We start from the raw sequence: 15,731 nt of genomic DNA, 5'->3' as shown, positions 1-15,731 counted from the left end.
CGATCCCTATGCACTATTGTGTGAACAAATCGGATGCAAGCGTTCACATGTTTTTCACGCGCTTAGCATTCTAATAAAACCTATGCTCTTAAATGAAAGAGTAAGCTTTATGGGATGACTACAATGTTTATACAAGCCGCATTAACCAAATTTTTCAGTTGGTTCGACAGCAGTCGAGTCAAAATTAAAGATACCGAAAGCGAAAAGGTCGACTGGCTGCGCGTGTTTCCATTTATCCTGGTTCATGTCGCGTGTCTGTTGGTTTTCGTAGTCGGCTGGAGCCCGATTGTGATCATCGTGGCACTTTTTTCCTATTTCATTCGTATGTTCGCGATCACTGCGTTCTATCATCGCTACTTCTCGCACAAGGCTTTTCGAACCAGTCGCGTATGTCAGTTTCTTTTCGGCATGCTTGGCGCAACGGCGACGCAACGAGGCCCGATTTGGTGGGCTTCGCATCACCGACGCCATCACCGATATTCCGATACCGAGCGCGACATACATAGTCCACGCAAAGGCTTTTGGTGGAGCCACATGGGCTGGTTTTTGAGCTCGAAACATTTTCCGACCCGCGAACAATGGGTGCGCGATCTGATCAAATTTCCGGAACTGCGCTTCCTAGACCGCTTCGACGTCGTAATACCGTTGCTCTACGCGGTTGCGCTATGGGGACTTGGAAAATGGCTCGAGGTGAGCTTTCCGGAGCTCGGCACGACAGGCTGGCAAATGTTGGTCTGGGGATATTTCGTATCGACGATAGTATTACTGCACTGCACGCTATCCATCAATTCGCTGTCGCATGTCTGGGGCAATCAACGTTACCAAACCGGCGACGACAGCCGCAACAACGGTTTTCTGGCGCTGATCACGCTCGGCGAAGGCTGGCACAACAATCATCACCATTATCCGGTCTCGGCTCGCCAAGGCTTTTATTGGTGGGAGATCGATATTAGTTATTACTTGCTGAAACTGATGTCGTGGTGCGGTTTGATCTGGGACTTGCAGCCGGTTCCGGTTGCGCGCCTCAATTCTAAACGCCTGGATGCAGGAAGCAGCGAATGAAAATAGCGATCGTCGGGAGCGGCATCTCCGGTATTTATGCGGCCCATTACTTGGCCAAGCAACACGAGGTTACGATCTACGAAGCCAACACCTATTTGGGCGGTCATACCGATACGCATAATATCGTCTTGCACGACCGCCAATTTGCAGTCGATACCGGCTTCATCGTGTTCAACGAACACAACTACATTCATTTCTGCCGCTTCTTGAACGAATTAGGGATTGCTTCGCAGCCTTCGGATATGAGTTTTAGCGTGGCCGATGCGAAAACCGGTCTCGAATACAATGCTACGACGATCGACAAGTTATTCTGTCAGCGCCGCAATCTGTTCAGCCCACGCTTTTATCGGATGATCGCGGATATTTTTCGCTTTTACCGCGAAGCGCCGGCCTTATTGAAAAGCGGCGACGATACATTGACCTTGGGCGAGTACTTGCAAGAAAACCGTTACAGCGAAGCCTTCATCGACGACCATATTTTGCCGATGGCCTGCGCCTTATGGTCGGGACCGCCGGAAAGCCTGAAAAACTTTCCGGCACGCTATTTCGTTGCATTCATGAACAATCACCGCATGCTGAAGATCGATGACCGCCCTTTATGGCGCACGGTCAATGGCGGCTCGTCGACCTATGTCGAAGCATTCAAGCAGCGCTTCGGCGGCGAACTGCGGCTAAATAGTCCGGTTCGCTCGATCGCACGGGACTATGACGGCGTCACTATCATCGACGAGAGCGGCGAGCGGCGTTTCGACCACGTCGTCATTGCTTGTCACGGCGATCAGACGCTTCGGCTCTTGTCCGATCCGAGTCCGGAAGAGAACGAAATACTCGGTGCGTTCTCATTTCAGGACAACGATACGGTACTGCATACCGATGCGCGGTTGATGCCGAGGCATCCGAAGGCCTGGGCGAGTTGGAATGCGTTGAAACCTACCGAGGCTCAAGCGAATTGCACTGTGACTTATTATATGAATTTGCTGCAAAATCTAGACGCGCCCGAGCCGTTGCTGGTGTCGCTGAATTGCACGGACCGCATCGATCCGTCAAAAATTTTGATGCAGCGGCATTATCGGCATCCGGTGTACACGGCGGAAAGCTTAGCCGCGCAAAAAAGGCATGCCGAAATTAACGGCCTTAACCGCACGTTTTATGCAGGCGCCTATTGGGGTTGGGGATTTCATGAAGACGGCGCGGCCAGTGCGCAGTTGGCGATCGATAAATTGAACGCGCCGTCATGAACGCGCTGCACAGTCGCATCGCCAAAGGTTGGGTGCGCCACCGGCGCCACCTGCCGAAACCGCATGCTTTCCGCTATCCCTTGTTCATGACGTGGCTCGATCTCGACGAATTAGATCAGGTCGTCGATAAAAGTCGTTTTTGGTCGAAGCAACGCTTTAATCTGGTCGCCTATTACCGCGAAGACTATCTCGGGCCTACGGATTCGGATTTGCGAGACGCGGTAAAAGCCCGAATTAAACAACAAAGCGGTGAAATATTTGAAGGGCGTATTTGTTTGCTGACGCATCTGCGATATTTAGGTTTTGCATTCAATCCGGTCAGTTTTTATTTTTGTTTTCCTGACAGCGAGGATCAGCCCCGCTTCATTCTCGCCGAAATTACCAATACACCCTGGGGCGAACGGTTTTGTTATGTCTTGGATACTCGGCAAAGCACGGCTCAAAACGGTAAATGGACCTTCGAGTTAGGCAAAGCTTTTCATGTCTCGCCGTTCATGCCGATGGACATCGATTACCGGTGGCGTTTCGCCTTATCCGGCGATAAGTTGACGATACACATGCAATTGTACCGCCTAGCGCAATGCTGTTTCGATGCTACCCTGAAACTGGACATGCTCGATCCGTCCCCGAACACGATGCGCTCGGTGCCGTTGCAATATCCTATTATCACTTGCGCCATCGTTGTAAGGATTTATTGGCATGCTTTCCGGCTTTGGCTGAAAGGCATTCCGTTTTATTCGCATCCCGATAAATAAACCGAATTAGATCAAGGAGATAAGAATGAATGCCGCAACCGCCGAATTAAGCAAGAATCCGGCTAGATTCGATTTGCTGCTGCGCAAAGCGCTGCTGAATAAACTCAGTCATTTGCAAGATGCTCAATTAACGGTGACCGACCCGCTCGGCAAAGTCGTACTCGGTAGACCCGGTCAGGATGGCCTCAGCGCCGATATCGAAGTCTTCGATATGAGTTCTTACCGGCAGATATCGTTAGGCGGGTCGATCGGCGCCGCCGAATCCTATATGGACAAATTATGGCAAACCGACGATTTGACTTCGGTGATCCGTATTTTGGTGCGCAATAGAGACCTGCTAGACAGCATGGAAGGCGGGCTGGCAACCTTGACCAACACCTTACTTAAATTCTGGCATTTCGCGCGCCGAAACTCCAAGCATGGCTCGCGCAAAAATATCGCCGCGCATTACGACTTGGGTAATGATTTGTTCTCGTTGTTTTTAGACAAACATGGCATGTATTCGTCGGCAACTTATCACGACTTGGAGCTAAGCCTCGAAGAAGCCTCGACAGCCAAGTTGGAGCGTATTTGCCGAAAATTGGATTTAAAGCCAAGCGACCATGTCCTCGAAATCGGCACCGGCTGGGGGGGCTTTGCGACTTATGCCGCCAAGCATTACGGGTGCCGCATAACGACCACGACGATCTCGAAAGAACAGTTCGATGCCGCTCGACAACGCATCGACGATGAAGGAGTCGCCGATCGCGTGACGGTACTAATGGAGGATTATCGCGATCTCAGCGGCCATTACGACAAACTGGTGTCGATAGAAATGATCGAAGCGGTTGGGCATCATTATCTCGATACTTACCTCAAGCAGTGTGCGAACTTATTAAAACCGAACGGTCTGGCCTTGATTCAGGCGATAACGATCGAAGATCAGCGCTATAAACAGGCGCTGAAGAGTGTCGATTTTATCAAACGCTATATTTTTCCTGGCAGTTTCATTCCGTGCGTCAACGCGATTATCGCGAGCGCGTCGCGGAGCACCGATTTGCGCTTGATCAATCTAGAAGATCAAGGCGAAAGTTATGCGCTAACATTAAAAGCTTGGCGGGAACGTTTCATGGCTTCGCTCGATAAGGTTCGGGAGCAAGGCTACGACGAACAATTCATCAGGATGTGGGAGTTTTATCTGTGTTATTGCGAAGGCGGCTTTTGGGAAAAATCGATTTCCAACGTGCAATTGCTGCTGGCCAAACCCGGCAATCGCCGCGAACAATGGCTGCCGCGTCATGAATCGCAATAACCTCATTAATATAGCTTGGATGCAAGGCTTGTGGTTTGCAGCGGTCTTGTCGGCGGCGTCAAGCCAGTATTGGCCGGCACCGGTTATTTTAGTGTTGTTCGGGCTTTGGCATACCCGCCCTGCGATTCATGTCGCCGGCGATTTTCGTTTGGTGCCGGCTGCGGTCGTGCTTGGCATGATTTTGGATAGCAGCTGGGTTAGGTTCGGTTGGCTCGAATATGCTTCTCCTTGGCCGGATACCGATTATGCACCTTTATGGATTTTGCTGTTGTGGATCGGCTTGGCGCTCACCTTGAATCATTCGCTGGCCTGGTTGCAATCGCGTCTTTGGTTGGCCGGACTGCTCGGCGGCATTACGTGTCCGTTTTCTTATTGGGCGGCGGCAAGACTCGGTGCGCTCACTATCACTGAGAACTCCGGAGTTTGGATCTTCGGCCTGGCTTTGAGCTGGGCAGCGGCGCTACCGCTTTTGTTATGGATGGCGCGTGTAATCAGACAAAAAGATCATTCACTGGAGGCAAAACATGTTTAGTTTAATCGTAATCGCGGTACTAAGTACCGTGGCGATGTTAATGGCTTGGGTGTGGCAGCAAAACCACAAAAATGCCGGTATCGTTGATGTGATTTGGTCATTCGGAATGATGTTGGCGGGGCCTTGGTATGCGTTGACGGGAACCGCCCCTCTATATTTACAGCTCAGTCTGGCCTTACTGACGTTCGCCTGGTTTTTACGATTGGGAAGTCATTTGTCTGCACGGGTGTTCGGAGAGCCGGAAGACGGCCGTTACCAAGCAATGCGGGCAGCAATGCAGAATAAGGCCGATAGCGGGTTTTTGCAGTTTTTTTTATTGCAAGCCGGTTTTATCTGGGTGTTGTCCCTCCCGTTTTGGGCGGTCGCGCATACCCGCGATCCCAATCCGCTTATGGTGTTTTTCGCTTTACTGGTGGCATGTGTGGCCTTATGGGGCGAAACCACGGCAGACCGGCAATTGGCCGAATTTCGGAAAAATCCCGATAATCGCGGACTGACGTGCCGAACCGGTTGGTGGCGTTATTCCCGGCATCCGAATTATTTTTTCGAATGGCTGCACTGGTTCGCTTACCCGTTGATGGGTTGGGGCGGCGAATATCAATACTGGCTATGGCTCGCACCGGTCGTGATGTTTTGCTTTTTGTATTTTCTGACCGGTATTCCTTATACCGAACAACAAGCCTTGCGTTCTCGCGGCGATGATTACCGGCGCTATCAACAAACCACCAGCAAATTTTTGCCATGGCATCCAAAATCGACTTCTCCTTTGCAAAATCGATTTTCTATGTTGAATGCGATCGAACTGGCTGAGCGTGGTTTAATTCCTGATTCATTGATGCGAATCGGTATCCGAAATTTGTTGAGGCAACGTCTTAAAGACGAATGCGCCAATGATGTCGAAAAGCAAAGCTTGCGTTATCTGTCGTTATTACAAACGCTGAGAGAAAGCCCTATCGCGATAGAAACCGATGCGGCAAACCGCCAACATTACGAAGTCCCTGCGGCTTTTTATCGCCATGCACTCGGCAAGCATCTGAAGTATTCTTCTTGCTATTGGGACGAAACGACTCGAACGCTCGATGAAGCCGAAACACGCATGCTAAAGCTGACCTGCGAACGAGCGGAATTGGCGGGCGGCCAGCAAATACTCGAGCTGGGGTGCGGATGGGGTTCGTTGACATTATGGATGGCCGAACATTATCCCGGCAGTACAATTACGGCAGTATCGAACTCGAATAGTCAACGCGAATATATCCTCGAACAGGCGGAGCTAAGAGGCTTACGCAATCTCGATGTAATCACCTGCGACGTGAATCGCTTGTCATTGACTGAACGGTACGATCGCGTCGTTTCGGTGGAGATGTTCGAACATATGCGCAATTACGGACATCTGATGAGCAATATCGCCAGCTGGTTGAAACCCGGCGGCAAGTTGTTCGTGCATATTTTTTGTCACCGTTATTTGGCCTATCCGTTCGAAACCGAAGGCGACGATAATTGGATGGGACGCTATTTTTTCACCGGCGGATTGATGCCGGCTCGTGACACGCTACTGCATTTTCAAGACCGGCTCAGGATAGAATGCCAATGGGACGTTTCCGGCCAGCATTATCAAAAAACGTCCGAAGCTTGGTTGAGCAACATGGACCGATACCCGTCCGAAATCGATCGGATTTTTGCGGAAACCTACGGGCATGAACAAGCGGCCGTTTGGCGGCAGCGTTGGCGGTTGTTTTTTATGGCTTGTGCCGAACTGTTCGGCTATCGGGGCGGGAACGAATGGTTGGTTACGCACTATCGCTTTATCAGGCCGAGTGAATGATGAGCAAGCAAGGTCTGCAATATAAACTGATTAAGGCTTTTTTACTGCAGATTCTGATGATCAGTATTGCGACACTGATGGGTGTATTTGCCGCCGCTAAAATCGTCGAAGATGTTCTGGTCCGCGAAGCCTTACAAGGCGAAGCCGGTCATTTTTGGGAACGCTACCGGCAAAATCGAAATTTTCCCGCGCCCGATACGCTCAATATGAGCGGTTATCTGGCTTCCAACGGCGATTTTTCTAAGGTTCCAGGAGCATTACGACCGCTGCAGCCCGGCTTCGGTCGTGCTTTAATAGAGGGACGGCAGCCGATCGTGTATATCGAGGATAATGACGATTCGCGACTGTATTTAGTCTTCGATGAACAGCAAGTCGCAGCCTTGTCGTTTTATTTCGGTGTCGTGCCGCTGAGCTTAGTGTTGGTTCTGATTTACGTGTTCGCCTGGATGTCTTATCGCCAATCGAGGGACGCGATCTCGCCGGTGATCTCACTCGCGCATATCGTCGAAAGTTTCGATTTCAAAAAACAAGGACTCGCGGAACTGGATTTGAGCGAGTTACGGCAAACCACCGACAGCGATGTCGCCAAGCTGGTCGATGCTTTAGACCACTTTACCGAGCGCTTGGAATTGTTCATCGAACGCGAACGAAATTTCACCCGCGACGCCAGCCACGAGCTCAGAACGCCGCTGGCCGTCATCAAAAGCTCGTTGGCCTTGCTGCATAAGCGCTCGGATTACCAACCGAACGAACAACGATCGTTGCTAACGATTGAAAGTACGCTACGCGACATGGAAGGCCTGATCGATACGCTGTTATTATTGGCCCGCGAGGAATCTTCACCGCTGCCCGAAGACGACGTGCTGATCAATGATCTGCTCAGCAATCTAATCGAGCAAGTCGGCCGGGCGGTCACCAACGATAAAATCAGTGTCGAAATCGAACAAAATTGTTTGTTGTCGGTGCCGGCCGCTGAAAAAGTCTTGAGTATCTTACTGACCAATTTACTGCGCAACGCATTTAGCTATACCCAGGCAGGCACGGTTTGCATTACGATCGACGAAAATCGCGTCACGATCGCGGATACCGGCATCGGCATGGAGCAAAAACAACTCAAACAGGTTTTCGAACCCTTTTATCGCGCTCAAGACGGTCAAAACGGCCACGGCTTAGGTTTGACGATAGTCAAGCGGCTCTGCAATCGTTTCGGCTGGAAACTCAAAATTCGCAGTAAACCCGGCGAAGGCACGGCTATATCGGTGGTTTTTCCGAAAGCGCGCCGGGTCGGGGGAAAAAGAAATTAAACGTTTTTTCTGATTGCAAAGAGTCGCCGGATTAATAGAGGCGAGCGACGATCAATGGCCCTTGGGGAAAGGTGCAACGCAGTACCCGAGTACGGTCGACCAATGCAACAAGATGCGTTAATGCAGATTTTGCATGGGGCAAAAATCTGCCCTGCTGCCGACATACTCGCCAAGCACACCGCGCACCCTTATTATCCTCAAATTGGGAATTGCAGCCATAGGGGACCAATTGGCCAAAGTGGAAAAAAAAGAGTAGTGTATAAATGCCAATGGATGCAGAGGCAATCATTTATGAGTACGAATCGAAAAGAAAACTTTAATCCCGAAAAAGGTTATGTAGCTCTTCTTGGCTGGAGCATTAACGCCATTGAAGCCGCTGATCGTTTTGACCGACGCTATGTGGTGGTGGCTCCCGATTGGGCCGAGAATTACTGCAAAGAACACGATATTCCCTATATTCCCTGGAACTTTGAGCGGCTTAACGATCGCTCCATGGAAATTGCGCAAACCTTGAAAGACATGGGGGTGGATGTTTCAATTCCGCTGTTCGAAGAAACGGTGGAATGGGCCGGCGCGATCAATTCGGTACTGCTGGATAACCCTCGCCTTTTCGGCCAAGCCATGTTATTGCGCGACAAGGCGCTAATGAAACGGCGTGCTCAACTCGGCGGTATCCGCGTGGGTATTTTCGAGGAGGCACACGATAGAGAGGACGTGGTGCGTTTTCTCAAACGCGTGAACCAAACGCTGCTCAAACTGGATGGTGACCCCAACGACCCCATTCATCTCAAAGCCTTCGACAAGGCCGGATGTTTGGGGCACAGAGTGATTCGCACGCCCGACGAGGTGGATACCATTCCCGATGAAGAATTCCCCGTGCTCATGGAATCCCACTTGGACGGCTGGGAATTCGCAGTAGAAGCCTGGATTCATAACGGCAAAATTCACTTTTTGAATATTTCCGAGTACGTGACCCTGGGTTATTCGGTGTTTGTTCCCGCCACCCCTGAACTAGAAAAATACCGGGCCCAGATTACCACCCAAATTGAAAAACTGATCAAGGCATTCGATATCGATTTCGGCTTTGTCCATCCTGAGTACTTTGTAACCAACGATGGCGAAATGTACTTCGGTGAGGTGGCCTATCGACCACCCGGATTCAAGGTATTCGAGCTGCTTGAACGAGCCTATGGCTTCAATGCCTATCAGGGTCTGATCTTGTCCTTCGACCCGAAAACCACCGAAGAAGAAATCACTGCATTTTTCCCCAAAGAAGTAGTCGATGCCAAAGGTGTTGCCGGCTGTTTTGGGGTCTATCCACGGCGTCGCGTGGTTAGTAAACTGGAGATCCCCGAGGAGACCGAAGAGCACGAGTATTTCGAGTCTCACGAATTGACACCACCTCTGGAAGAAACCGTGACCAAACGCACCGCCTTTGGCACTCACTGGGGACTGGTTTACTTTTTCGGTCACGATCCTCACGTTATGAGAGACTTATTGAAGCATCAGGAAGACCTCGATTTTTATGTATAATCTGCCGCTACGATTATAAGGAGGCAGCTTGACTGATTCTGACACACTCGATATTGCCAGGCTAGACAGCTTGTCGGAAAAACTAGACAAGGCACTACAAGCCCTGGCCGAAGTCAGTGACTTTGCAAAAATCACTCGCATTCGCCGGGTTTTCGACACGGCGCGACTACTGATGCTGCTGGAGGGTGGGTGTGCCAGAGTTGAGGCCCGTGCTCGGCAGATTGAGGAAGCCGGGGTGTTTTTAGGCTCGGATTGGGACGAGCCCCAGCTTCTGATTCCTAGCTTGACCTGCCACTCGCTCAAAAGTAGCAATGCCGATACGGTGGTGGTAGAGGCACTGAGTGAGCTTCGCTTGCTCGCTATTGCCATGGGTGACTACCTTCACCCCTGCATGTCCTTGGAGCAGGCGCATCACTATCTGACTCAGGTCTTGGCTATCAACCTGGGCTTGTTATTTGGTAGTCCCAGTGAGGCGGAGCGGGAGCAGCAGGGTAAGTTGTCACGGCTGCCCCGAAATTTGTTCCGACATCTGGCTGAGCGCATCGGTTACGAGCATGTGATCGATAGATTGATTGAGGAAATTTGGCGCATTCTGCAACAGCGGCCCATACAGGTGGACAGCGTTAAGCAGATGATTACCCAGATCGCCGTCTGTCAGGCCAACCCGGATATCGACCTCGGAATCAGCGGTCAGGGCGCGGATCGGTTGATCAGCAGCCTTTATGGCGCCACCCAGGCATGCCGAGAGGATCCCGGCGTCGAGGTTTACCGTCAGCGCTTGAGTAGTATGGATTCCAGCGCTCTTCAGTACGAGGCCACCGGTTTTGCCCGGGCCATGCACGATACCGGTCTGGTTTCGCCTTATCACGCCGTACTGTTGCGTTACCTGCAGGAGCATGGCGACCACCTCCTTTCCGAGGCCCTAGGATTGTCCAGTACTGGCCGCGATTGCCTGCTCTGTTATGGTGATCTGGTGCGCGCTATGATCAATGAAACTGTGTATCCTCAAACTGCCCAAGCTATTTACGGCCTGGCATTGCTTCTGGAGCGGGGGGTTTTGTATCAACCTCCTGTGGCACCGGCACTATGGCGCCAACTGTCATTACCCATTTCACCTTACTGTGAACAGCGTCTGGTACAGGCCTTTGGCCCCGAACCCATGGCTCGAGCCTGGTTGATGCAGGGCGTACTCTGTATGTTGGGCCTACCCATGGGGGTCGGACAAGGCAATAACCCCACCTGCCAATCGGCTCGAGCCCTCTCCATGTGGGCCTACAACGACCCGGATTATATGCTGCAAATGGTGGTCTGGGCCGCCCGGGACGACGAAATCATTATTCACTTTGAGGGGCAGCCGATTTCCTCGCGGGAAAGTGTTTCCGGGGTTGCCAAGGAACTTCCCTTGGATCTGGACCCGGTTTCACTTCTGGTGGTACCGCACCTGGATCGCATATATGCGGAAATGGGACGGCGCTGCAGTGAACGGGAAGGCGATCCACACCGCTGGGTTAACCCAGAGTTTCATGGCTGGTGGTCGGGCCGGGGCTTTCGCATCAATGTGGATGTGAAAACCGGAAAGCTGGATCAACTGGAAGATTTTCTGCGCCACTTTTACGCCAGCTACCACCCCTATTACAACGGCAATCAACCGCTGATCCACCCTCAACCCGCCGGTATTGCCGTTACCGACAGCGCGGGGCGATTTGTGGGCTGGCACGCCATCACCATCCTGCGAGTAGCGCTGGATCCTAAAGAGGAAATGCGTGTCTATTTCTACAATCCCAATAATGACAGCGGCCAGAATTGGGGCAATGGAGTAGAGGTTGACACCTCGGGCAATGGCGAACGTTTTGGCGAGGCGTCACTGCCTTTCGAACAATTCGCTTCCCGGCTATACATTTTCCATTACGACCCTTTGGAAAGGGGCGAGTTAGCCCAGGTGAGTGCCGAGGAGCTCAACAGAGTCAAAGATCATATTTACCAGAGCTGGGGCGCCGACCGCCTGCCTGCCGACCCCATACAAGCCAGCGCATCGCAATACTAGGGAATACAGGGCTGCTCCTAAGGCCTGACCCCGTTTTCTGTTTCCTCGCCTAGCGTTCACTGCCATTAAGTTAAGGATTTTTCCGTTCGCCCTGAGCCTGTCGAAGGGTGAATGGAAAAATCCTGGGTCGATAAGTTAAGCCGTCCATGGTTCGACAGGCTCACCACGAACGGCTTAACTTAATGGCAGTGTCGCCTAGCGTTAGGTGAGGAACCGAGCGCCCCGACGCCTCCTTAGGCACTGCCGAAATTTGAAGTTCGAAAGCTATAAATCTTGCCAATCGGATGATCATGCTGAAAACAAAATTCAAGACATACAAAATTTTAATCGCCTTATGGCTATTGCTGTTTTCAATGTCCAGCTCGGCGGCATCCGGCAAGAGGATCATCGTGGCCGTTCTGGGTGACAGTGTCACACAAGGCGTCTGGGCCAATTCAACCTTGGGTAACCCGGGACTGGATTTTTATTTAAGTGCCAATAAGGCCATACGGCGCCTAGAAAAGTTAAGACCTGCCCAGCTGGCTTTGATTCAACAACCAGAAAATAATTTGATGGCTTATAGTCGTTTGATGGAACGAAAATTTAGATTCACGGCAAACAATCAGCTTTCCGCTACAGCGGGTAATCAAAGTTATTCGTTTGCCTCCCGTTTAAGACAACACACTAATAAACCGGTCAGAGTCTTGAATGTTGGCTTTCTGGCCGGTTCCTATAAATTCGGCCGACATCAATTGCGTCGACTAAGAAATAGGTTGGCAGGTAGAAGGCCAGATTACATTTTGGTGAACTTCAATATCATCGATGTTGTTTCAGGCGATACCCCTGATAGCTTTAAAAGCAATGTCAAAGATTTTTTCAACCTATTGATCCGGCGTTATCCGCATAGCCAAATTATCGTGACGCCGCTGCAAGACCCATCCCCGATCTCGGCATTGACCGATACCGTCAGTATTCCGGCTTTTATAGGCTTTCCGACAACGACTTGCCGAGATATTCAAGAACGCGCTTATGGTTTGTTTAAATCGGTGTACACCGATCCGGAGGAAATGTTCCGTTTACAGCAAACCGCCGCTGAAATGAATCAGCTGCTTTCAGATGAAGTCGAGCAAATACGAGGTCGGCAACTACCCTACTCAGTCTTTCAAGGCAAAATCGCACTCACAGAGAATTTGCCTCAAATGAATCAAGACTGGAAAGAATATTTGGCCGCTGATTGTGTTCATCCAAATTTAAAAGGTCAGGCCATAATCGGGGATATGCTATGGGATGCTTTTTTGAGTGAATTAAGCGATTAGCAAAACATTTTCAGGTTTTCTGTTGGAACGAGCCAAACCGAGCATAATTCCATTGATAGCTTGTTATTAACTCACAATCCAGACAAATTGCCTATCCATGTAAATTGCCCCGGCTTTCGACGGTATTTTTTTCGGTACCAATTTCGCCGGTCTTGTTTGGCTGTATTTCGAAAGGCATGCGTCTCGAGCATGAGCCCCTGCCGACCAGGCGCACTGACTCCGATAGGATCAAGCAGTTTCACCGAATGACTGTCGCTATTCGAGGTCAACAAGGCTAAAATTAGAGTTTTTTTGATTCTCTGTGCAACGTAGCGCGATGTCGTCGCTTCGACGCAGAATCAAGCGATGACCGCGCTTTGGCGCTTTTAAATCTTGGATTCCAAATAACCCCATGATCAAAACTGAACAGCTATTCGAACACCTACTGACCCATTACCGGGGGCAATTCGCTACCGTTTTTTTACTGCCGATTTCGGCTGTTTACGGAGCCTATTCCGGATTTCGCAATTGGCTGTCATTTCGTCTCAGTAGCGCCCCGGCAAAACATGAAACCCGCGTTGCCAGCGTCATTCGGCAAATAGAAGATTGGAAAGCGCAAGGAGTCGGGCAAAAACTATGTACGGCGAGGTCGGGCTGGAAAACCATGAGCGAGCTGGTGCCCAAGTACAAATTGTCTCATCGCAAGATCGATATCGGACTGTACGACGTGTTGGAAATCGACGCGCAGCGCGGTATCGTTCGGGTAGAGCCCCTCGTTAGCATGGGGCAGCTCTCACGAACGCTTATCTCGCAAGGTTGGACCTTACCGGTGGTTCCGGAACTGGACAGCCTAACGGTAGGCGGTTTGATCATGGGCTTCGGCGTCGAAACCAGCAGCCATAAATACGGCTTGTTTCAACATATTTGCGAAGCCTTCGAAATCGTGACGGCGGAAGGCAAGTTGGTCAAATGTAGCGCATCGGAAAACCCCGAGCTGTTTTATCAAATTCCGTGGAGTCACGGCACGCTGGGCTTTCTGGTAGCTGCCGAGTTGAAAATCATCCCGGTCAAAAAATTTGTCAGGGTTCGCTACCGGCCTGTTCAAAGCTTGGATCATCTAGTAAGCGTGTTCGAGCAAGCCTCGCGCGATACCGAAAAAAACGATTTCGTTGAAGCTTTGGTCTATGGGCGCGACGAGGCGGTTATCATGACCGGTAAATTCGTCGATGCCGTCGGACAGGACGGTTCTTTAAACGCTATTGGAAGGTGGTATAAACCTTGGTTTTTTAAGCATGTTCAAAGCTATCTGCAGAGTAATAAGGAAGGCGTCGAATATCTGCCGGTGCGGGATTATTACCATCGCCACACGCGCAGTTATTTTTGGGCGATGGAGGAAATCATTCCTTTCGGCAATCATCCCATTTTCAGGGCTTTGTTGGGCTGGGCTTTGCCGCCCCGGATCGAGTTATTGAAGTATACCGAAACGCGAACCACTCAGCGGCTAAGGGAAAAATATCATGTAGTTCAGGATATGCTGGTACCGATGCGTTTTCTGGAAACGTCCATCGATTATTTCGATAAGCATTTCCGTTTATACCCTTTGTGGCTATCGCCGATGGCGATCAAAGACAACGGCGGACAAGGCGGATTTGTGCAGCCGTATAAGGCTGAAAATGGCGAAATTGACGAACTCTATGTCGACATCGGCGCTTACGGTACGCCGGCGAAGAGCGGTTTCGATAATGCCGAAGCTCTCCCGTTGCTGGAAAAATTCGTGATCGAACATAGCGGTTATCAAGCACTCTATGCGAGGACCTTCATGAGCCGGGATGATTTTAGAAGAATGTTCGATCATAGCAGTTACGATCGGATTCGGGAGCATTTGCCTCACTGCCGGCAGGCTTTCGATGAAGTCTACGATAAAGTTTCCTCGAATGGCAGGGTTGCGCCGGTCGAAATGAGGAAATTGGAAAAGGCGAGTTAAGGGTTTTCACCAATGGTAGAACGGGGGGTTTACAACCCATGCGCATCAAGCTAAAAACGGCCAACCCACATCACGCTCTTTCCCAAGCAAAGAGCGGATGCGGGTTGAATAAATAATCGGCCCCGCTGCTGCTAAAAGCAAAGGCTATGCACTTGCGCGATCAACTGTACCTATAGTCGATATTGTTGGACCCTAAGCTTTCTCTTCTCTGTTGATTTTTCCATTCGCGGTGCCTGACCATGATATCGACGACTTCCTGCGGATCGTCGGTGAGCGTTATGAAATTGAGGTCTTCTTCCGAAATCGTACCGTATTCGATCATTGTTGTTCGTACCCAATCCATTAAGCCTTGCCAATAATCGCTGCCGAATAACACTAAAGGCAACGGATAAATTTTATGCGTTTGCATCAAGGTTAGCGATTCGAAAAACTCATCGAGCGTGCCGAATCCGCCCGGCATGCAGACATAGCCCATCGAATGGCGCACGAACATGACTTTTCTGACGAAAAAGTAGCGAAAATTCAGCGAGATATCCTGATAAGGATTAGGGCGTTGTTCCATAGGCAATTCGATATTCAAGCCGACCGCGGGCGGTTTCTGCGTTTTCGCACCCTTGTTTGCGGCTTCCATGATTCCGGGGCCACCGCCGCTGATAACCGCGAAATTATGCTGGCCGAGTAATCCGGCAATTTCGACCGTTTTCAAATAATAATGATGATCCGGTTGTATGCGCGCGGAACCGAAAATAGAAATTGCATCGCTTAAACCGGATAACCGGTCGAAACCTTCGGTAAATTCGCTGATAATCCTGAAAATTCGCCAAGATTGATCGCCTTTGACATCATCGATGATGCTGGCGGTATCGTGTTGCTTGTTTGGGGTTTTCATCGC

General features: G+C 50.6%; 12 protein-coding genes. 11 read left to right on the top strand and 1 reads right to left on the bottom strand.

Features of this window, described 5'->3' with window-relative positions; all coding sequences use genetic code 11:
* The first annotated feature begins 123 nt into the window (after positions 1-123).
* The 11 genes from MEALZ_RS19155 to MEALZ_RS19100 all read left to right on the top strand — a co-directional run bounded on the left by MEALZ_RS19155 (position 124) and on the right by MEALZ_RS19100 (position 14,839).
* Entirely contained in the window at positions 124-1,062 is a 939-nt protein-coding gene (locus MEALZ_RS19155; protein ID WP_014150305.1) for an acyl-CoA desaturase, read from the top strand.
* Complete coding sequence (locus MEALZ_RS19150; protein WP_014150304.1) at positions 1,059-2,300, top strand: NAD(P)/FAD-dependent oxidoreductase; 1,242 nt, start codon at positions 1,059-1,061, stop codon at positions 2,298-2,300. Before MEALZ_RS19155 ends, MEALZ_RS19150 begins: the two co-directional genes overlap by 4 nt.
* Positions 2,297-3,055 carry a DUF1365 domain-containing protein gene (locus MEALZ_RS19145; protein WP_014150303.1) on the top strand — a complete coding sequence of 253 codons (759 nt, stop codon included), beginning with the start codon at positions 2,297-2,299 and terminating at the stop codon, positions 3,053-3,055. The genes MEALZ_RS19150 and MEALZ_RS19145 overlap by 4 nt, the downstream gene beginning before the upstream one ends.
* Before the next feature lie 25 nt (positions 3,056-3,080).
* Positions 3,081-4,346, top strand: a complete 1,266-nt coding sequence (locus tag MEALZ_RS19140; protein ID WP_014150302.1) for an SAM-dependent methyltransferase — start codon at positions 3,081-3,083, stop codon at positions 4,344-4,346.
* Positions 4,333-4,878 (top strand): DUF2878 domain-containing protein, encoded by a 546-nt coding sequence (locus tag MEALZ_RS19135; protein WP_014150301.1) that lies wholly within the window; start codon positions 4,333-4,335, stop codon positions 4,876-4,878. Before MEALZ_RS19140 ends, MEALZ_RS19135 begins: the two co-directional genes overlap by 14 nt.
* Positions 4,871-6,700, top strand: coding sequence for a DUF1295 domain-containing protein (locus tag MEALZ_RS23100; protein ID WP_014150300.1), 1,830 nt, complete (start codon positions 4,871-4,873; stop codon positions 6,698-6,700). The genes MEALZ_RS19135 and MEALZ_RS23100 overlap by 8 nt, the downstream gene beginning before the upstream one ends.
* Complete coding sequence (locus tag MEALZ_RS19125; protein ID WP_014150299.1) at positions 6,697-8,004, top strand: sensor histidine kinase; 1,308 nt, start codon at positions 6,697-6,699, stop codon at positions 8,002-8,004. Before MEALZ_RS23100 ends, MEALZ_RS19125 begins: the two co-directional genes overlap by 4 nt.
* Before the next feature lie 102 nt (positions 8,005-8,106).
* Positions 8,107-9,537 carry an ATP-grasp domain-containing protein gene (locus tag MEALZ_RS19120; protein WP_198482319.1) on the top strand — a complete coding sequence of 477 codons (1,431 nt, stop codon included), beginning with the start codon at positions 8,107-8,109 and terminating at the stop codon, positions 9,535-9,537.
* Positions 9,538-9,565: 28 nt separating this feature from the next.
* Positions 9,566-11,581: a hypothetical protein gene (locus MEALZ_RS19115; protein WP_014150297.1), complete on the top strand. Its 2,016-nt coding sequence runs from the start codon at positions 9,566-9,568 to the stop codon at positions 11,579-11,581.
* A 290-nt stretch (positions 11,582-11,871) separates the two neighbouring features.
* A complete protein-coding gene (locus tag MEALZ_RS19105) occupies positions 11,872-12,876 on the top strand; it encodes an SGNH/GDSL hydrolase family protein (protein ID WP_162472991.1) in 1,005 nt (334 codons plus the stop codon).
* A 391-nt stretch (positions 12,877-13,267) separates the two neighbouring features.
* Positions 13,268-14,839: an FAD-binding protein gene (locus tag MEALZ_RS19100; RefSeq protein ID WP_014150295.1), complete on the top strand. Its 1,572-nt coding sequence runs from the start codon at positions 13,268-13,270 to the stop codon at positions 14,837-14,839.
* A 160-nt stretch (positions 14,840-14,999) separates the two neighbouring features.
* On the opposite strand, the gene MEALZ_RS19095 is transcribed toward MEALZ_RS19100, so the two are convergent.
* Entirely contained in the window at positions 15,000-15,728 is a 729-nt protein-coding gene (locus MEALZ_RS19095; protein WP_014150294.1) for an LOG family protein, read from the bottom strand.
* Positions 15,729-15,731 lie beyond the last annotated feature (3 nt).

The organism is Methylotuvimicrobium alcaliphilum 20Z, assembly GCF_000968535.2.
GTDB lineage: Bacteria > Pseudomonadota > Gammaproteobacteria > Methylococcales > Methylomonadaceae > Methylotuvimicrobium > Methylotuvimicrobium alcaliphilum.
The sequence above is the reverse complement of the archived record's forward strand: the minus strand, read 5'-3'. Positions and strand labels throughout refer to the sequence as shown.

Bases quoted from the DNA above. Each gene is read 5' to 3' on its own strand.
- MEALZ_RS19105 (WP_162472991.1), top strand. From the start codon at position 11,872: ATGCTGAAAACAAAATTCAAGACATACAAAATTTTAATCGCCTTATGG.
- MEALZ_RS19150 (WP_014150304.1), top strand. From the start codon at position 1,059: ATGAAAATAGCGATCGTCGGGAGCGGCATCTCCGGTATTTATGCGGCC.
- MEALZ_RS19145 (WP_014150303.1), top strand. From the start codon at position 2,297: ATGAACGCGCTGCACAGTCGCATCGCCAAAGGTTGGGTGCGCCACCGG.
- MEALZ_RS19135 (WP_014150301.1), top strand. From the start codon at position 4,333: ATGAATCGCAATAACCTCATTAATATAGCTTGGATGCAAGGCTTGTGG.
- MEALZ_RS19120 (WP_198482319.1), top strand. From the start codon at position 8,107: ATGCAACAAGATGCGTTAATGCAGATTTTGCATGGGGCAAAAATCTGC.
- MEALZ_RS19095 (WP_014150294.1), bottom strand. From the start codon at position 15,728: ATGAAAACCCCAAACAAGCAACACGATACCGCCAGCATCATCGATGAT.
- MEALZ_RS19125 (WP_014150299.1), top strand. From the start codon at position 6,697: ATGATGAGCAAGCAAGGTCTGCAATATAAACTGATTAAGGCTTTTTTA.
- MEALZ_RS19140 (WP_014150302.1), top strand. From the start codon at position 3,081: ATGAATGCCGCAACCGCCGAATTAAGCAAGAATCCGGCTAGATTCGAT.
- MEALZ_RS19100 (WP_014150295.1), top strand. From the start codon at position 13,268: ATGATCAAAACTGAACAGCTATTCGAACACCTACTGACCCATTACCGG.
- MEALZ_RS19155 (WP_014150305.1), top strand. From the start codon at position 124: ATGTTTATACAAGCCGCATTAACCAAATTTTTCAGTTGGTTCGACAGC.
- MEALZ_RS23100 (WP_014150300.1), top strand. From the start codon at position 4,871: ATGTTTAGTTTAATCGTAATCGCGGTACTAAGTACCGTGGCGATGTTA.